The 17,881-nt window shown below is 75.1% G+C and carries 14 protein-coding genes; 12 read left to right on the forward strand and 2 right to left on the reverse strand.

Features of this window, described 5'->3' with window-relative positions:
- The first annotated feature begins 103 nt into the window (after positions 1-103).
- The 6 genes from ABZ449_RS01110 (at position 104) to ABZ449_RS01135 (ending at position 7,426) form a co-directional block, all read left to right on the forward strand.
- Positions 104-1,507: a cytochrome P450 gene (locus ABZ449_RS01110; protein ID WP_360338022.1), complete on the forward strand. Its 1,404-nt coding sequence runs from the start codon at positions 104-106 to the stop codon at positions 1,505-1,507.
- Between the two features lie 374 nt (positions 1,508-1,881).
- Entirely contained in the window at positions 1,882-2,775 is an 894-nt protein-coding gene (locus ABZ449_RS01115; RefSeq protein ID WP_360338025.1) for an MHYT domain-containing protein, read from the forward strand.
- A gap of 107 nt (positions 2,776-2,882) precedes the next feature.
- Positions 2,883-5,852, forward strand: a complete 2,970-nt coding sequence (locus ABZ449_RS01120; RefSeq protein ID WP_360338028.1) for a nitrate- and nitrite sensing domain-containing protein — start codon at positions 2,883-2,885, stop codon at positions 5,850-5,852.
- On the forward strand, positions 5,849-6,259 hold the full coding sequence (locus ABZ449_RS01125) for a roadblock/LC7 domain-containing protein (protein WP_360338031.1): 411 nt from the start codon (positions 5,849-5,851) through the stop codon (positions 6,257-6,259). The genes ABZ449_RS01120 and ABZ449_RS01125 overlap by 4 nt, the downstream gene beginning before the upstream one ends.
- A gap of 143 nt (positions 6,260-6,402) precedes the next feature.
- Positions 6,403-6,729 (forward strand): DUF742 domain-containing protein, encoded by a 327-nt coding sequence (locus tag ABZ449_RS01130; protein WP_360338767.1) that lies wholly within the window; start codon positions 6,403-6,405, stop codon positions 6,727-6,729.
- A gap of 124 nt (positions 6,730-6,853) precedes the next feature.
- Complete coding sequence (locus tag ABZ449_RS01135; protein WP_360338770.1) at positions 6,854-7,426, forward strand: ATP/GTP-binding protein; 573 nt, start codon at positions 6,854-6,856, stop codon at positions 7,424-7,426.
- Positions 7,427-7,567: 141 nt separating this feature from the next.
- On the opposite strand, the gene ABZ449_RS01140 is transcribed toward ABZ449_RS01135, so the two are convergent.
- On the reverse strand, positions 7,568-7,942 hold the full coding sequence (locus ABZ449_RS01140) for a hypothetical protein (RefSeq protein WP_360338034.1): 375 nt from the start codon (positions 7,940-7,942) through the stop codon (positions 7,568-7,570).
- A 333-nt stretch (positions 7,943-8,275) separates the two neighbouring features.
- On the opposite strand from ABZ449_RS01140, the gene ABZ449_RS01145 reads away from it, so the two are divergent.
- Both ABZ449_RS01145 and ABZ449_RS01150 read left to right on the forward strand, forming a co-directional pair.
- Positions 8,276-8,866: an RNA polymerase sigma factor gene (locus tag ABZ449_RS01145; protein ID WP_360338037.1), complete on the forward strand. Its 591-nt coding sequence runs from the start codon at positions 8,276-8,278 to the stop codon at positions 8,864-8,866.
- A gap of 97 nt (positions 8,867-8,963) precedes the next feature.
- Positions 8,964-10,010 (forward strand): hypothetical protein, encoded by a 1,047-nt coding sequence (locus tag ABZ449_RS01150; protein WP_360338040.1) that lies wholly within the window; start codon positions 8,964-8,966, stop codon positions 10,008-10,010.
- A 197-nt stretch (positions 10,011-10,207) separates the two neighbouring features.
- Here the strand turns inward: ABZ449_RS01150 and ABZ449_RS01155 are convergent, their stop codons facing one another.
- Positions 10,208-11,647 carry a cation:dicarboxylase symporter family transporter gene (locus ABZ449_RS01155; protein WP_360338043.1) on the reverse strand — a complete coding sequence of 480 codons (1,440 nt, stop codon included), beginning with the start codon at positions 11,645-11,647 and terminating at the stop codon, positions 10,208-10,210.
- A gap of 197 nt (positions 11,648-11,844) precedes the next feature.
- On the opposite strand from ABZ449_RS01155, the gene ABZ449_RS01160 reads away from it, so the two are divergent.
- The 4 genes from ABZ449_RS01160 (at position 11,845) to ABZ449_RS01175 (ending at position 17,818) form a co-directional block, all read left to right on the forward strand.
- The gene (locus tag ABZ449_RS01160; protein ID WP_360338046.1) at positions 11,845-13,788 is read left to right on the forward strand and encodes a sensor histidine kinase; all 1,944 of its coding nucleotides are present in this window, start codon (positions 11,845-11,847) and stop codon (positions 13,786-13,788) included.
- Positions 13,785-14,513: a response regulator gene (locus ABZ449_RS01165; RefSeq protein WP_360338048.1), complete on the forward strand. Its 729-nt coding sequence runs from the start codon at positions 13,785-13,787 to the stop codon at positions 14,511-14,513. Before ABZ449_RS01160 ends, ABZ449_RS01165 begins: the two co-directional genes overlap by 4 nt.
- Before the next feature lie 270 nt (positions 14,514-14,783).
- Positions 14,784-16,283, forward strand: a complete 1,500-nt coding sequence (locus ABZ449_RS01170) for a diaminobutyrate--2-oxoglutarate transaminase (protein WP_360338051.1) — start codon at positions 14,784-14,786, stop codon at positions 16,281-16,283.
- An 80-nt stretch (positions 16,284-16,363) separates the two neighbouring features.
- Entirely contained in the window at positions 16,364-17,818 is a 1,455-nt protein-coding gene (locus ABZ449_RS01175) for a pyridoxal-dependent decarboxylase (protein WP_360338773.1), read from the forward strand.
- Positions 17,819-17,881: the final 63 nt, after the last annotated feature.

The following is a 17,881-nucleotide window of genomic DNA, read 5'->3' on the forward strand; positions in this document are numbered from 1 at the left end:
GCCGGGCAGGTCGGCCCGTCGGTGGGTCCGGGCGCGGCTCCGTTCGGTGCAGACCGCTCGCCGGTAGAGGCGGCGGGCGCATCCCCGTGCAGAAGGAGTGCCGATGACCACCGAAGTCATCCCCGTTCGCGGCCCCGGGCTGCGGCCCGCCCCCACCTCGGCGATACCCGTCCCCGCCGGGAACCCCCTGGTCGGATCATTGTTCGACCTCACCCGACGGCCGCTGCGCAGCTACCTCGCGGCCCGCCGCGACCACGGCGACGTGGTGCGCTTCCAGGCCGGGCCGCCCGGGCTGCGGGCCGACTTCTACGGGGTGTTCTCGCCGGACGGGGTCCGTCAGGTGCTGGCCGGCGAGGCGGCCAACTTCCGCAAGGAGAACTCCTTCTACGACGAGCTGCGGACGAGCGTCGGCAACGGGCTGCTGACCAGCCAGGACGCCGACTACCAGCGCCAGCGCCGGATGGTGCAGCCGCTGTTCACCCGCCGCCGGGTGGACGGCTACGCGGACGCGCTCGCGCAGGAGGCGCAGTCGCTCGGCGAGCGCTGGCGGGCGGTGCCCGGCGGGGTGGTGGACGCGGCCGAGGAGACGTCCCGGTTCGCGCTGCGGGCGGTCGCGCGGATCCTCTTCGGCGCCGACGTGGATCAGGCGATCGCGGTGGTGCACCGCAGCTTCCCGGTGCTCGGCGAGTACGTGAAGGAGCGCGGCTACGCTCCCGTCCGCCTCCCGCGCACCTGGCCGACCCCGGCCAATCGGCGCGGCGCCGAGGCGCAGCGGGCGCTGTACGGGGTCTGCGACCGGATCGTCGCCGAACGCGCCGCGCGCGGCGACGACGAGGATGCGGACGACCTGCTCTCCCTGCTCACGCGGGCCCGCGACGACGACGGCGAGCGGTTGGACCCGGCCGAACTCCGCGACCAGGTGCTGGTGTTCCTGCTCGCCGGGCACGAGACCACGGCCACCGCGCTGGCCTTCGCGCTGCACCTGCTGGCGCTCCACCCCGAGCACCGGCGGCTCGCCCGGGAGGAGGCGCGGACCGTCCTGGCGGGGCGGGCGCCGACGGCGGCGGATCTGGAGGCGTTGCCCTACATCACCCGGGTGCTGAAGGAGGCGATGCGGCTCTACCCGTCGGCGGCCCTCGGCGGGCGGCGGGCGGTCGAGGAGACCGTCATCGACGGGTACGTGATCCCGGCCGGGGCGCAGGTCGTCGTCGCGCCGCTGGTCACCCACCGGCACCCGGACCACTGGGTGGACCCGGAGCGCTTCGACCCTGACCGCTTCCTGCCGGAGGCGGAACGGGCCCGGCACCGCTACGCCTGGTTCCCGTTCGGGGGCGGACCGCGGGCCTGCATCGGGCAGCACTTCTCGATGCTGGAGGCGGTGCTGGCGCTGGGGGTGCTGCTGCGGGACTTCGAGGTGGAGGCGGTGGACCGGCGGGTGGCGCTCGCCTTGGGGATCACGCTGCGGGCGGCGAGCCCGATGCGGATCAGGGTGACGGCGAGCCGCTGACCGGGGGCGATTGACGGCTGACGGCTGACGACGGACGGCCGACGACTGCCTGCGACAGGTGGCGGGTGACAGCCGACGGGCGACGGATTTCAGCGGACAGATGACAGATTTCAAACTCTGTCGTCTGTCCGCTGTCGTCTGTGCGCCGCCCGCTGGATACACGACCGGGCCATCCCAGCACACCAGCCGCGCCTTGCGGGCAGCTTTTCAGATCTTTCTCTGGCTGATTCCGGTGCCTCGGTAGCGTCCCACGCACCCCAGGCCGGAAGCGCACATGCGGTTGGCATATGCCATTCGTGTGCAGTCCGCCCGGCCCGGGGAGCCCGGGCGCACCGCGTACCGCCCCCGGGCCCGACCGGTCGACCGGAGGTCCCATGGGCACCCTCAACCATCTCAGCCTCGGCTGGCTGACCCCCGCCCTCTCGTACCTGATGGCCTGCGCCGGCGCGGCCCTCGGGCTGCGCTGCACGCTGCGAGGGCTGGCCGCGAGCGGCACGACCCGGCGGAACTGGCTGATCACGGCCGCCGCCGCGATCGGCTCCGGCATCTGGACCATGCACTTCGTCGCCATGTTCGGCTTCACCGTCGACGGCACCGAGCTGCGCTACAACGTGCCGCTGACCGTCCTCAGCCTCGTGGTCGCGGTGCTGGTCACCGGCCTCGGACTGACCGTGGTCTGTTACGGCCGACACCGCGGCCTCTCCCTGCTGTCCGGCGGCGTCACCACCGGTCTCGGCGTCGCCGCGATGCACTACCTGGGCATGGCCGCGCTGCGGATGCACGGGAGCCTGCACTACGACGCCGGGACGGTCGCGCTGTCCGTGCTGATCGCGGTCGGCGCCGCCACCGCCGCGCTCTGGGCCGCCGTCACCATCCGCAACGTGTACGCGGCCGCGGCCGCCGCGATGGGCATGGGCCTCGCCGTCAGCTGCATGCACTACACCGGTATGGCCGCCGTCCACGTCCGGCTGTCGCCGGTCCGGACCGGTCTCGGCGGGGCCAGCCCGATGGAGTTCGTGTTCCCGCTCGCCGTGGGCCTCGGCTCGTTCCTCTTCCTCGCCTCCGCCTTCGTCGCGCTCTCCCCGACCGCCCAGGAGCGCGCCGGCTACCGGGAGGCGGGCGAACCGGCCGTCGAGGAGGTCCCCGACGCGCCCCCGCACCCCGAGCGCGCGCGGCACGAGCCCACCCCGGCCGGGGCCGGGCGGCACGAGCTCACCCCGGCCGGGGCCGGGCGGTACGACGCCGGGCGGCACGACCACGTGGCCTGAACCGCCGCTCCCTGCCACCGCCCGTCCCTCCTCCGACCGTTCGGCCTCCCCCGACCACTCGGCCTCCGCCCGCCCTCCGACCTCCCCGCCCGAAAGGCTCCTCACCCATGCGAGAAGACCGCGGTACCGCCTCCGGTACCCGTCGGGGTGCCCATGCCGGGCCGCCCGCCCGTCCGCCGCGCCCCGGCCCGTGGCTGCGCGGGCTGCGCCCCCGGACCGTCCGCGCCCGGATCATCGCCCTGCTGATGGTCCCGGTCGTCTCCGTCATCGCCCTGTGGGGGTTCGCCACCGTCACCACCGCCCAGGGCGTCTGGGGCCTGATGCGCCAGCGCGACGCCCAGCGCACGCTGCTCACCCCCGTCGCGGAGACGGTCGCCGGGCTGCAGGCCGAACGCACCGCCGTCGGACAACTGCTGGCGTCCCCGACGACCGCGCCCACCGCCGCCCGGGAGAGCGCCCTGCGCGAGTCCGCGGCGGCCACCGACCGGGCGTTCACCCCGCTGTTCCCGGACCCCCGCCGCCCCGACCGGGGCTACAACCGTGCCGACGCCCAGGGCCTGGGCGGTGACGCGGCCGCCCGGCTGGACGCGCTCGGCAGTTCGCTCGCCGCCCTGCCCGTACTGCGCGACCGGGTCCTGGCCAGGAGCGTCGGCTGGCCCGAGGCGTACGCCGCGTACGGCGGGGCGGTGGACCGGGCACTGGCCGCCGCCGGTGCCGTCGCACCGTTCCAGGAGCACCAGGCAGCCGCCGACGCGCGGGTGCTGCTGGAGCTGGGCCGGTCCCGCGAGCTGCTCTCCCGCGAGGACGCGTTGCTGCGCGCCGCCCAGCTGTCGGGCGGGCTCGGCGACGACCAGCTGCGGGAGTTCGCCGGCGCGGCCTTCGCCCGGCGCGAGTTCGAGCGGGGCGCCACCGCGGACCTGCGCTCCGTCGACCGGGCGGCACTGCTCGCCGCCACCGGCGGACAGGACCACCGCGAGCTGGCCGGGTACGAGGACAAGGTGCGGACGGCCGCCGACGGTCGGGCCGCGGTCGCGGCGGTGCCGGCCGACCGCTGGGCGATGGTCGCGGGCAACGTGGCCGGGGCCCTGCGGGGCGTCGAGGACCAGGCCGGACGGCTCGCCGCCGAGCGCCAGGACCCTTACGCCCTTGGCCTGTTCACACCGGCCGGGATGGCCGTGCTGCTCGGTCTGGTCGGCGTGGTGGCCTCGCTGGTGATCTCGGTGCAGATCGGCCGCGGGCTGGTCACCGAGCTGATCGGCCTGCGCAACTCGGCACTTGAGCTGGCCGGACGCAAACTCCCCGAGACCATGCGGAAGTTGCGTGCAGGGGAGGAGGTGGAGATCGAGACCGAGGCGCCCCGGCCGGTCGGGCGGGGCGACGAGATCGGCCAGGTGCACCGGGCACTGGGCACCGTCCAGCGGGCGGCGGTCACGGCGGCGGTCGAGCGGGCCGAGGTGCTCTCCGGGGTCTCCGGGGTGTTCGTCAACCTCGCGCGCCGCAGCCAGGTCCTGGTGCACCGCCAACTCACCCTGCTCGACGCGATGGAGCGCCGCACCGAGGACCCGTCCGAACTCGCCGACCTGTTCCGGCTGGACCACCTCACCACCCGGATGCGCCGCCACGCCGAGGGCCTGATCATCCTCTCCGGGGCCGCCCCCGGCCGGGGCTGGCGCCGGCCCGTCCCGCTGGTGGACGTGGTGCGCGCGGCCGTCTCGGAGGTCGAGGAGTACGCCCGGGTCGAGGTCCACCCGCTGCCGCGCGCCGAGGTGGTCGGCCACGCCGTCGCCGACCTCACCCACCTGGTGGCCGAACTGGTCGAGAACGCCACCGGTTTCTCGCCGCCGCACACCCGGGTGCACATCCGGGGAGAACGGGTCGGCAACGGCTTCGCGCTGGAGATCGAGGACCGTGGCCTCGGCATGGGCTCGGAGGTGTTGGCCACGGCCAATCGCCGGATCGCCGCCGCCGAACAGACCGACCTCTTCGACAGCGACCGGCTCGGCCTGTTCGTGGTCAGTCGGCTCGCCCGACGGCAGGACGTCAGGGTCTCACTGGTCACCTCCGCGTACGGCGGCACCACGGCGGTGGTCCTGCTGCCGACCACGCTGCTGGCCGACGAGCGGGCGGTGGGCGCGGATGTGGGGGTGGACGCGGTCGCGTCGGACGCCGCAGTGGTCGGGGCGGGGCGCGGGGCGGAGGTCGAAGCGGTGCCGGCGCAACCGGTGCCGGCGCAACCGGTGCAGGTCGAGCGGTCGGCTCAGCACGGTACCCCGGAGCGGGAGTTCACTCCGGTGCACGGTCACGCGCAGACGCAGGAGCCGGCGCGTGCGCCGGGCAGTGGCCTGAACGACGGCTCAAGGGGTGTCCCGACCGGCGACCCGGGCCACCTGGGGCACCCGGACCAGCTGGGGCACCAGGGACACCGGGAACACCCGCAGGGCGGGGCAAGTGATGGACTTCCGGCGGTGGGTGGGCCGCCGCCGGAGGGTGGGGCGCTGCTGCCGTTCGGCGTCCGGGGCAGCGACCCCGGGCCGGTGCGCCGCACCCCCTTCCGGGCCTCCGGTGCCCGGGGGGCCGGCCCGGCTGCGGACGGGGGCGCGGGTGCGGCCGCCCGTCCGCAGTCCGGGCCGCCGCGGCCGCACGGCGCGCAGCCGCATCGCACGGTGCCCCGATCGGCGCCGGTACCCGGACCGGCCGCGGACGGCTCCCGACCGGACGGTGTCCGACCGGAAGGCCAGCAACTCGGCCAGGGCCCGGAGGAGTTGCCGCGCCGGACCCGTCAGGCGAGCCTCGCACCGCAGCTGCGCGAGGCCCCGGCCCGTCCGGCCGCGCACCACCGACGTACGGCTGCCGCCTCCTCCGCCTTCGCCTCCGCAGGGCCCGGCTCCGGCGACGGCTTCGGCGCCGCGGGTCGCAGCCCCGAGGAGGCGCGGGCGGCGATGTCCGCGTTCCAGAACGGCTGGGCGCGCGGGCTGCGGCCGGAGGGCGGCAGGGGCGGGCAACCCGCCGGCCCTCCGCAGCCGCCGCGGGCGCACCACCCCCAACCCCCGTCCCGATCCGAAGGAGAGCGTCCGTGATCGCCACCACCCACCGCGCGGGGGAGCTGAACTGGCTCCTCGACGAGCTGGTCCAGCGCGCCCCCGAGCTCCGCTTCGCCGTGATGCTCTCCTCCGACGGCCTGGCCATGGGCACTTCGGCCGGGCTGGCGCGTGAGGACGGAGAGCACCTGGCGGCCGTCGCCTCCGGCTTCCACAGCCTGGCCAAGGGAGCCGGCCGGCACTTCGGGGCGGGCGAAGTCCGCCAGACGATGGTCGAGTTGGAGGGCGGCTACCTGTTGGTCGCGGCGGCCGGGGAGGGCACCTGTCTCGCCGTGTTCGCCACCGCCAGGGCCGATCTCGGCCTGATCGCCTACGAGATGGCCAGGCTGGTCCGCCGGGTCGGTGAGCACCTGAGCGCACCGCCGCGGGCGGTGGGCGGCCGGTGAGTCCGGTGCCCCGCCCGTACCGGGGGCGACATCGGGAGCATCCGAGGGCCGACCCCGACGGACAGCCCCGCAACCCGCTCGCCGCCGCCCACCGGGCCCGCTGGTACGACGACGACGCGGGGCCGCTGGTCCGCCCGTACGCGATGACCAGGGGGCGCACCGGGGGCGGGGAGCAGCAGTTCGACCTGATCGCCGTGGTGGTCGCCGAGCCGCCCGACCCGACGCTCCTGCCCGGCGTGGCCGAGCCGGTCGGCCCGGAACAGGCGCACATCCTCGCACTGTGCCGGGGCACCCCGCTGTCCGTGGCCGAGCTGGCCGCCGACCTCGACCTGCCGGTGGGCGTCGTGCGGGTTCTGCTCGGCGACCTGCTGACGGCCGGGCTCATCCGGGTCCGCCGTCCCGTCCCGCCCGCCCTGCTCCCCGACGAGCGCATCCTCCAGGAGGTCATCCGTGGACTCCGCGCACTCTGACCACCCGTCCGCACCGCGCAGTCCGTCCGACCCGCGCGTTCCGTCCGGACCGTCCGATCCCCTCGGCCCCTCCGATCCGTACGGCGGGTCGGATCCGTTCGACGCGGAGGATCCCGACGGTACGGTGCTCGCGCTCAAGATCCTGGTGGCGGGCGGCTTCGGAGTCGGCAAGACGACGCTGGTCGGTGCGGTCAGCGAGATCCGGCCGCTGCGCACCGAGGAGCGGCTGACCGAGGCCGGGCGTGAGGTGGACGACCTGGACGGTGTGGAGCGGAAGACGACCACCACGGTGGCGATGGACTTCGGCCGGATCACCATCCGCGAGGGACTGGCGGTGTACCTGTTCGGCACCCCCGGGCAGGACCGGTTCTGGTTCCTCTGGGACGAGCTGGCCCAGGGGGCGCTCGGTGCGGTGGTGCTCGCCGACACCCGCCGGCTGACCGACTGCTTCCCGGCCGTCGACTTCTTCGAGCATCGGGGCATCCCGTTCGTGGTCGCGGTGAATCGTTTCGCCGGGACACGGGAGTTCGGCCTGGAGGACGTCGCCCGCGCGTTGGACCTGGATGCCGGTACGCCTGTGCTGTTGTGCGACGCGCGCCGCCGCGCCTCGGGCAAGGAGGTGCTGATCAACCTGGTCGAGCACGCGGGCCGGGTGCACGCCGCCCGCCTGCTCGCGGACGCATCGCCGGTGGGCTGAGGTGCGAGGGAGGCGGAGGTCGGCGGGCGGACGGCAAGCAAGTGACGGATGACAGAAGGCGAATGACAGATGACAGCTGACAGATTTCGAAATCTGTCAGCTGTCATCTGTCGGCCGCCGACGGCCGTCGCTGTCAACGGCTCAGCTGTGCCACTGGAACACGATCCGCGTCCAGGTCGACCCGGGGCACTTGCCCCAGACCGCCCAGGCCTCCGGCCGCGCGCCGATCCACAGGCCGGTGGAGTGCGACCCGTCGGCGCAGTAGGTGATGGTGCGCAGTCGTCCGGAGTAGACGTTGCAGTAGCCCTCCCAGCGCCAGTCGTAGTTGCCGGTGATGACGCAGTGGTAGGCCTCGGACGTGATGGTGTTCCAGGCGGTGGTGGCCTCGGGGGTGACGGACTTGGTCCGGGCCGTCGTCGCCGCGGCGGCCGGCAGGGTGGTGGTCCCGAGCGCTCCGAGGGTGGCCGTGGCGGCCAGCCCGAACGTGGCGATCTTCCTGGCGATGCAGCCTCGCACGGTGGTTCTCCTTGCTGAGGGGTTCTCGTCGGGCGGGGTGTCCCGGCCGCCGGGACGTCCGTGCGGAGGTGAAGTCCCGCTCCGCGCCCGACTGGTGACGTCTTGCACACGAATGAATGCGCACAGTGAGACGACGAACTATGATGTGACCTGTGTCACAAATAATTCGGTTGGCTCATGGCTGCTACGACCAGGGCGGACCGGGTTCTCGGGGTGCCGATTTCCGGGGAGAGCGGCATGGCGGATTGCAGCGGTCGGAACGAGGGCGGCGGCGGGCGGGAAAGGGACTTCGGTTCGAACGGGAGCGGCGGTCAATCGGCCGAATTCAACCGGGTGTTCACGGATCTGCTGCCCAGACTCCACCAGGCGGCGGCCTCGCTCGCCGGCGGTACGGGCGGCGCCGGGGACGTCGTCCACGAGGCGTACCTCAGGATCGCCCGTCGGCCGGAGCGGTTCCTCGGCCATCCACAGCCGTACGCCTACGCGTTCACCACGATGGTGAACATCCTGCGCGACCAGTGGCGCCGGGAGCGCCGGCGGGTGTCGATGCCCGAGGTGCCGGAGGCGGGCGACACCGGCGAGCGCGACCGCGGGGTGCCGGACCCCCGGGCCGGCGGGATGGCGGAGTTGCAGGCGCGTTGGGAGGTGATGCGACTTCTCGGCTTCCTGACGGCCAAGCAGGCCCGTGCCGTGGTGCTGGTCGACCTCGACGGCTACAGCGTCGACGAGGCCGCCGAACTCCTCGGGCTGCACCGCAGCACGTTGGCCGTCACCCGACGCCGCGCCCACGGCCGGCTGCGCGCCGTCCTCCAAGGGGAACGGGACCGGGAATGCGAGCGGGAACGGGACCGGGAACACGAGCGGGAACGGGACCGGGAACACGAGCGGGAGCGGGACCGGGAACACGAGCGGGAGTGGAGCTGAGGGTGCGGCGGCAGGTGTGCGATCGCCGCGTCGCCCCGACGCACCGAACCGGCGGCAAGTCGGCTCGGGCGCCGGCCGGACCCGTACCCTGCGAATCGTGATCACGTACGAGGGCGGCGGCCTGCGCGCACTGGCCGAGGACGGCCGCTGGCCCGAGCTGCTCGCCGCCTACCGGCAGGGCCGCGCGGCCGCCGTGGCGGAGGCGGGGGAGGAGGCCGCGGCGGCGCTGACGGCTCCGCTCGGCCACCTGATCGCCTATGCGGCGCCGCCCGAACTGGCCGTCCGGCTGTTCGACCCGGACGGTGGCGCGGGCACGGCCGCCGGGGTGGCCGATCATGACGCCGGTCCGCTCTGGGAGGTGCTGGCGACCCGGCACTCCTGGCTGCGGCTGGCCCCGCTGCTCGGTCCGGCCCCGGTAAGACGGCTGGTCGCGCACACCCGGGCGCTGCTCGGCGAGGACCTCTCGTACGGGTCCGAGCCCGATCCGGAGGGCGTGCCACTGCGTCTGGAGCCGTGGGAGGCGGCGGGCTGGGACGAGACGGCCCGGGTGCGCGAGTACCTGCCCGGCGGGGGTGCGCGCAGTGCGTTGCTGACCCTGCCGGCCAGCCGGGAGGGCCTGGGCGGGGTGGAGCTGCCCGCGGCGGCGCAGTCGGCCGGACGGCCGGACGGGCCGCGGGTCGCCCGGGCACTGGCCGGGCTGGGTGCGCTCGCGCCGTGGGCGGCGACGGCCTGCGTCCGCGGCCAGGCCCCGGCGGCGGCCGCCCTGCTGGCCCGCGACCGGCGGGTGGTCGGAGGCTACCTGCCGTTCGCGCTCGCCTACCCGGCGCTGGTGCGGGCCGCCGCCGTGGGGCGGTCGCGGGGCTGTGCGCACGGGCGGCTGGGGCTGTGGCGGGCACTTGCGGCGATGGCCCGGGCGGTCGGCTCCGGCTTCCCGGGCGACCCGGGAGGCCCGGGAGGCCCTGACCGTGCGGACCCTGCGGAAGGTGCGAGCGGGATCGACCGGGGCGAGGTGAACGCGCTGGTGGCCCGGATGCGCTGCTTCACCTGGCAGGAACCGTCGGCCGGACTGCACCATCTGCACGTCGCGCTGGAGGACCCGGCCGGCGGGGTGGCCTGGGTGGTGAGCGGCTCGCAGGAGTTGTGACGAGCCGGCCGGGCGCCGTTCGGGTCCGGAGCGCCGTTCGGGTCCGGAGCGCCGTTCGGGTCCGGAGCGCCGTTCGGGCGGAGGGGCGCCGTCCGTACGCAAAACGGACGGACGGGAGAGAAGGCCCTGGTCCGGCGCCGGTTCCGGGGGTTGGGGGGAGGCGTCGGACCAGGGAGTGCGGGGTGGTGCCGTCGGGCTCAGACCCCGGCGGGGGAGGTCCTCTGAGGGGTTCCCTGCGGGGCGCCCTGGGCGGGGACGGCCTCGGGGAGGTCGGTCGTGGAGCCGTCCGACGCGGTGGCGGGGCCGCCGGGCGCACCGTGGGCGTCGACCAGCGTCAGCTCGTCGAACGGCAGCTCGCCGGCCAGCACCCGCCGGGCGCGCTCGGCGTCGAGCTCGCCGGTCCAGTGCCCGATCAGCACGGTCGCGACGGCGTTGCCCGCGAAGTTGGTGAGCGCGCGGGCCTCGGACATGAAGCGGTCGATGCCGACGATCAGGCCGACGCCGTCCACCAGCGCGGGCTTGTGGGACTGGAGCCCGCCCGCGAGGGTGGCCAGTCCGGCGCCGGTGACTCCGGCCGCGCCCTTGCTCGCGATGACCATGAAGACCAGCAGCGAGAGCTGCTCGCCGAGCGACATCGGCTTGTCCATCGCCTCGGAGATGAAGATCGAGGCCATGGTCAGGTAGATGGCGGTGCCGTCGAGGTTGAAGCTGTAGCCGGTCGGCACGGTGATGCCGACGACCGGGCGGCTGACGCCCAGGTGCTCCATCTTGGCGATCAGGCGGGGCAGTGCGCTCTCGGACGAGGAGGTGGAGAGGATCAGCAGGAACTCGCGGCCGAGGTACTTCAGCAGCGCGAACACGTTGACCCCGGCGACCAGGCGCAGCAGCGCGCCCAGCACCACGACGACGAACAGCACGCAGGTGACGTAGAAGCCGATCATGATGACGGCCAGGCTCTTCAGCGCGGCGGTGCCGGTGGCGCCGACGACGGCGGCCATCGCCCCGAAGGCGCCGATCGGCGCGACCCACATGATCATCGACATGATCCGGAAGACCAGGCGCTGCAGGTGCTCGATCCCGCGCAGCACCGGCGCTCCGGCCGTGCCCATCGCCTGGAGCGCGAAGCCGGCGAGCAGGGCGACCAGCAGGGTCTGGAGGACCTTGCCCTGGGTGAGGGCGGAGAACAGGGTCTCGGGGATCATCCCGAGCAGGAAGTCGGTGGTCGACTGGGCGCCGCCGGCGGCCGCCTGGGCGTGGCCGGACTTGGCGAGCGCGGCGGTCAGGTGAAGGCCGCCGCCGGGCTCCAGGAGGTTGCCGACGACCATGCCGATGGCCAGCGCGACGGTCGACATGGCGAGGAAGTAGCCGAGGGCGAGGCCGCCGACCTTGCCGACCTTCGCGGCCTTGGTCACCGAGCCGATGCCCAGGACGATGGTGCAGAAGATCACCGGGCTGATCATCATCTTGATCAGGTTGACGAAGCCCGTGCCGACCGGCTTCAGCTCCACGGCGAAGCCGGGGGCGGCCAGACCGACCCCCACGCCCGCGACCACCGCGGCGATCACGGCGATGTAGAGGTAGTGGGTCCGGTCCTTGCGTCTGGGTCCCGCCGCCGGGGCGGCTCCAGCGATCGACATCTGCGGCTCCCTTGCCGTGCAGTCCTGGCGGCCCCGGGGGATGGGCCGCTCCGACTATGGGCCCCGGAGGTGACGGAGGTCACGTTTGCGTTCATAGAGTTCACGAACGGTGCGGGCGGCCCGGACGGCGGGTCCGTCGACAGGTGCGGGCCGGACGGGCCCCGGGACGTCCTGGAGCGTGGTGCACACTGGCAGGCATGTCCGAGCGCACCGCCCCCACCGCCCCGCGCCGCCGTTCGCACCGGCCGACGGGCCGCGGAGCCCGGCGGCCGTCTCCGGAGTCGTCCCGGCACCAGGCCCAACGCCAGGCCCGGCATCCGCTCCGGCGGCTGCCCCGGCGCTTCCCCTCCCGGCTGGTCCGGTGCCTGCCCGGGCGCCTGGTCCACAGCCTGGCCGGGCAGCTGTTCGTCGTCCAGGTGGTGATCGTCGCCGCCGTGGTCGCCGGTGGGACGGTGCTCGCGTACCTCTTCACCGCCGACCGCGCCGAGGACGCCGCCCGCCGCCAGGTCACCGCCGTCGCGCACGCCGTCGCCGACTCGCCGTCCGTCCGGGCCGCCGTCGTCGGTCCGGACCCGACCTCGGTGCTCCAGCCGTACGTGGAGCAGGTGCGGGCCGACACCGGGGTCTCCTTCATCACCGTCATGGACACCGACGGCGTGCGCTGGACCCACCCGCTGCCCGAGCAGATCGGGCGGACCTACCTCGGGCACATCGACTGGGCGCTCGCCGGGCAGACCCGCAGCGAGACGTACACCGGCACGCTCGGACCGTCCGTGCGGGTGGTCACCCCGGTGTGGGACGACCGGCACCGGGTGGTCGCCCTGATCAGCGCGGGCCTCACGGTGGAATCGATCTCCGCGCAGCTGAGCGGTCCGCTGCTCGCCCTGGTCGGCGTGGCGGTGGCCGCGCTCGCGGTCGGTGGGGTCGGCACCTACCTCGCCAACTCCCGGCTGCGGCGGCACACTCACGGTATGGGGCCGGACGAGCTGAGTCACCTCTACGAGTACCACCAGGCCACTCTGCACGCGGTGCGCGAGGGGCTGGTCCTGCTGGACCGCTCGCACCGGGTGGTGCTGTGCAACGACGCGGCCCGGGAACTGCTCGGCCTGGCGGGCGACGTGGACGGTCGTCGGGTGGTGGAGCTGGGGTTGCCGGAGGCGCTGGTGGCGGCCGTGCTGGGGGAGGAGCCGGTCCGGGACGAGGTGCACCTGACCGCCGAGCGGGTCGTGGTGCTGAACACCTCCACCATCGGCACCGGCACCGGGCTCGGTCGGGTGGTCACCCTTCGGGACCACACCGAACTCCAGGCGCTCAGCGGCGAGTTGGACTCGGTGCGCGGCTTCACCGAGGCGCTCGGCGCGCAGGCGCACGAGGCCGCCAACCGCCTGCACGCGGTGGTCTCGCTGATCGAACTCGGCTGCCACGAGCAGGCGGTGGAGTTCGCCACTGCCGAGCTCGAACTCGCCCAGCAGCTCACCGACCGGGTGGTCGCGGCGGTGAGCGAGCCGGTCCTGGCCGCGCTGTTGCTCGGCAAGGCGACCCAAGCCGCCGAACGGGGCGTGGAGTTGACCCTCACCGAGGACAGCCGGATCGATGACGGAGTGCTGCCGCCCGGGCTCTCCGCACGGGACCTGATCACCGTGCTCGGCAACCTGATCGACAACGCCGTGGACGCCGCCATCGCCGGCGCGGCCGAGAGTCCCGTCCCGCCGGAGGTCACCGTCACGGCGCGGGTCGCCCGCGGCCGGGACTGCGGAGGCCCGGACCGCGGTGCCGACGGTGGTGACGCTGGTGACGGCCGTGGTGCCGACGGCGGTGACGGCCAGGTGGCGGCCGGGGACTGCCTGCTGCTCCGGGTCGCCGACACCGGCGCGGGGATCGACCCGGGCGCGGTCGAGGACGTGTTCCGGCGCGGCTGGAGCACCAAGCAGGACGGCCGCGGGCACGGGCTCGGGCTGGCACTGGTCGCCCAGACCGCCCGGCGCAACGGCGGCTCCGTCGAGGTCGGGCGGGAGCGCGGCGCGGTGCTCACGGTGCGGCTGCCGCTGGCCGGGCGGCCGGGTGCGGCCGCCGTCGAGCCGGGGGAGCTCCGCACGTCGGGGGAGTCCACCGGCCGGGAGCAGGAAGGGGCGCTGGTGTGAGCGGCACCGCCGACACCGCCGCCTCGGCGGGCATCTCCGTCCTGGTGGTCGAGGACGATCCGGTGGCCGCCGCCGCCCACACCCTGTACGTCCGGCGCGAGCCCGGCTTCCACGCTGCGGGGACGGTCCACAGCTGCGCCGACGCGCTGCGCTTCCTGGACCGGGCCCGCGCCGCCGGGACACCCGTCGACCTCGTCCTGCTCGACCTCTACCTGCCGGACGGCCACGGGCTCCAGCTCTGCCGCACGCTGCGCGCGGCCGGCCACAGCGCCGACGTCATCGCGGTGACCTCGGCCCGCGACCTCGCCATGGTCCGGCAGGCGGTCTCCGCGGGCGTCGTGCAGTACCTGCTGAAACCGTTCAGCGCGGCCGCCCTGCACGATCGACTGGAGCGCTACGCCCGCTACCGCGACAGCCTCGGGCGCACCGGCGAGGCGACCGGGCAGGAGGAGGTCGACCAGGCGTTCGCCCTGCTCCGTACGCCGGAGCGCAGCACCCTGCCCAAGGGGCTGAGCGCGCCCACCCTGGACACCGTCGCCTCGGTGCTGCGCGAGGCGGCCACCGGGCTGTCGGCCGCGGCCGCGGGCGCCGCCGCCGGGGTCTCGCGGATCACCGCGCGGCGCTACCTGGAGCACCTGGTGGAGACGGGCTGCGCGGTGCGCGAGCCGCAGTACGGGAGCGTCGGGCGGCCGGAGCTCTGCTACCGGTGGCGGGGCCGGGCCTGAGTGCCGGAGCCGGGGCTGGCGCGAGGGCATGGCCGGCGGTCGGCAGGGTCGGCAGGGTCGGTCGCGGTGGTCGCGGTGGTCGGCACGGTCGGCAGGCCGGTCCCGGAGGTCGGTGAGAGCTGCGGGCGCGAGCCGTGACCATTCCGCGCGGCGCTCGTTGGAGGAGCCGGGGGAGGTTCACTCGCATGGGTGGTTCTGGAGATCCCCCGGCGTTCCGCCAGGTCAAGGGCAGTAAAGTTAGGCTAACCTAACTTCCCCTGGGGGTCTCTCGTGTCACTCGCTGCCGTACCCGTCCAGGCCGCCTCCGGAGCCCCGGCCGCCGGTGAAGCCATCCTGCGCCGTCAGCGCGTCCGCGAGTCCGCCGCCAGAACGTACGCCCGCTCCTTCCCGATCGTCCCGGTCCGCGCCCACGGCATGACCGTCGAGGGCGCCGACGGGAGGCGCTACCTCGACTGCCTCTCCGGCGCCGGCACGCTCGCCCTCGGCCACAACCACCCGGTGGTGCTGGAGGCGATCCGCCGCACCCTCGACAGCGGCGCCCCGCTTCACCTGCTCGACCTCGCCACCGCGGAGAAGGACGACTTCACCAGCGCGCTGTTCGAGAGCCTGCCCGCGGAGCTCGCCGCCCGCGCCCGGGTGCACTTCTGCGGACCGGCCGGGACGGATGCCGTCGAGGCCGCGCTCAAGCTGATGCAGACCGCCACCGGCCGCTCCGGCGCGCTCGCCTTCACCGGCGCGTACCACGGCATGACCGCCGGCGCCCTCGCGCTCACCGGCAACGTCGCCGTCAAGGAGCCGCTGCCGAGCGGTGGCGAGGTCGCCCGGCTGCCCTTCCCGTACGGTTACCGCTGCCCGTTCGGGGTCGGCGGCGACGCGGGCGCCGAGCTCGCCGCGACCTACGTGGAGCGGCTGCTGGACGACCCCTCGGGCGGTGTGGTGGCGCCCGCCGCGATGATCCTGGAGGCTGTCCAGGGCGAGGGCGGGGTCGTCCCCGCGCCCGACGACTGGCTGCGCGCGATGCGCCGGATCACCGCCGAGCGCGGGATCCCGCTCATCGTCGACGAGGTGCAGACCGGAGTCGGCCGGACCGGCGCGATGTGGGCGATCGAGCACAGCGGCATCGTCCCGGACGCCATGGTCCTCTCCAAGGCCATCGGCGGCAGCCTGCCGCTCGCCGTCGTCGTCTACCGCGAGGACTACGACGGCTGGCGGCCCGGCGCCCACACCGGCACCTTCCGCGGCAACACCCTCGCCATGGCCGCCGGGGCCGCGACGCTGCGCCACGTCGCGGCGAACGGGCTGGCCGAGCGGGCCGCCGCCGTCGGCGAGCGGATGGCGGCCCGGCTGCGCGAACTCGCCGTCGAACTGCCGGTGATCGGCGACGTGCGCGGCCGGGGGCTGATGCTCGGGGTCGAACTGGTCGACCCGGCGGCCGAGCCCGACGCCTGCGGTGCCCGGCCGGCCGACCCGGCGCTCGCGGTGCGGGTCCGGGAGGCCTGCCTGGCGCGCGGGCTGATCGTCGAGCTCGGCGGACGCCACGACGCGGTGCTGCGGCTGCTCCCGCCGCTCACGATCACGGACGAGCAGGTGGCGGCGGTCCTGGAGCGGCTGGCCGAGGCGATCGCGGCGGCTTCCACGGCTTGCGCAGCTTCCACGACCGGGCGGACGGGTGGATCGGCGAGCGTGCCGTCGTGCGTGCCGTCGGGTGGGTCGGCGCGCGTTTCGGCGAACGGCCCGGCGGGTGCGCCGAGGATTCGGGGCCAGCGGTGAGCGGCCCGGATTCCGATCCCGGTTCCGGCCCCGGATCCGGCCCCGTCGGCCTCCCCCGGGACGGCGTCGCGACGGACGCCCTGGCGGGCGGCGCGGCCGGGCCGGCCGCGCTGGGACCACTGCTGGCCACCGTCCTCGACTCCCTGGAGACCGGCACCGCGATGCGCTCCGGACCGCTGCCGGCGGGCAGCCCGGCCGAGATCGCCGCACTGGTCGACGACGCGCTGGCCGCGGGCGAGGGGCCGGGCGCGCTCGCCCGGCTCACCGAACTCCTCGCCTACGGCGCCGCCGACCCCGCCGACCCGGCCTGCGCCGCGCACCTGCACTGCCCGCCGCTCGCCGTCGCCGCCGCCGCGGACCTCGCGGTCAGTGCCCTCAACCCCTCCCAGGACTCCTGGGACCAGGCGCCCGCCGCCACCGCCCTGGAGAGCGCACTGCTCCTGGAGATCGCCGGCCTGGTCGGCTACGACCCGACGCGCGCCGCCGGCGTCCTCACCTCCGGCGGCACCGAGTCCAACCTCATGGGGCTCATGCTGGCGCGCGACCAGAAGCTCGACGGCATCGTGGAGTTGGACGGCATCCCGACCGGCGCCCGGCCGTGCATCCTCGCCTCCGAGGCCGCGCACTTCTCCGTCCAGCGCGCCGCCGCCCTGCTCGGCCTCGGAGAGCGGGCCGTCATCCCCGTCCCGGTCGACCGCGGGCTGCGGATGCGGGAGGACGAACTGGAACGGGCGATGGCCGAGGCCAGCTGGGCCGGACGGACCCCGATCGCCGTGGTCGCCACCGCCGGCACCACCGACACCGGAGCCATCGACCCGCTGCCCGCCGCCGCCGACCTCGCCGAGCGCTACGGCGCCTGGCTGCACGTGGACGCCGCGTACGGCGGCGGCGCGCTGCTCTCCGACCGGCTCGCCCCGCTGCTCGACGGCATCGCCCGCGCCGACTCGGTCTCGCTCGACTGGCACAAGCTCGGCTGGCAGCCGGCCGCGGCCGGGGTCTTCCTGGTCCGCCGCGCGGAGACGTACGTCTCGCTCGCCCGCCGCGCCGAGTACCTCAACCCGGTCGACGACGAGCAGGCCGGCTACCCCAGCCTGCTCGGCCGATCGCTGCGCACCACCCGCCGGGCCGACGCCTTCAAACTCGCCGTCACCCTGCGCACCTTCGGCCGCGAGGGACTCGGCCGGCTGGTCGACAGCTGCCACGACCTCGCCCGAGCCGCCGCCGACGCCGTGCGCGCCGACCCGGTGCTGGAACTCCACGCCGAGCCCGTGCTCACCGCCGTCCTCTTCCGCTACCGGCCGCCCGGGGTGACGGACGAGGCGGCGCTGGACGAGGTGAACGGCCGGCTGCGGCGCCTGCTGCTGCGCACCGGCCGGGCGGTGGTCGGCCGCACCGAACTGCCGGGCGACGGTCCGGGCCGGGTCCGGCTGAAGCTCACGCTGCTGAACCCCCACACCACGGTGGGGGAGGTCGGCGCGCTGCTGCGGGAGGTGGTGGGCGCCGGGCACAAGGTGGTGGGCGAGCGGGCGGGGTAGGGCGGGCGGTGCCGGGCCGGCCGGCGGTCCGCGGTCCGGGCGGATGGTGGTCCGGGTCGGGGG

Origin of the sequence: Kitasatospora sp. NPDC005856, from assembly GCF_040629945.1 — a bacterium.
Lineage (GTDB): Bacteria > Actinomycetota > Actinomycetes > Streptomycetales > Streptomycetaceae > Kitasatospora.

Excerpts from the sequence above, each read along its gene's own strand:
- ABZ449_RS01110 (WP_360338022.1), top strand. The coding sequence starts at position 104 with ATGACCACCGAAGTCATCCCCGTTCGCGGCCCCGGGCTGCGGCCCGCC.
- ABZ449_RS01115 (WP_360338025.1), top strand. The coding sequence starts at position 1,882 with ATGGGCACCCTCAACCATCTCAGCCTCGGCTGGCTGACCCCCGCCCTC.
- ABZ449_RS01120 (WP_360338028.1), top strand. The coding sequence starts at position 2,883 with ATGCGAGAAGACCGCGGTACCGCCTCCGGTACCCGTCGGGGTGCCCAT.
- ABZ449_RS01130 (WP_360338767.1), top strand. The coding sequence starts at position 6,403 with ATGACCAGGGGGCGCACCGGGGGCGGGGAGCAGCAGTTCGACCTGATC.
- ABZ449_RS01155 (WP_360338043.1), bottom strand. The coding sequence starts at position 11,647 with ATGTCGATCGCTGGAGCCGCCCCGGCGGCGGGACCCAGACGCAAGGAC.
- ABZ449_RS01160 (WP_360338046.1), top strand. The coding sequence starts at position 11,845 with ATGTCCGAGCGCACCGCCCCCACCGCCCCGCGCCGCCGTTCGCACCGG.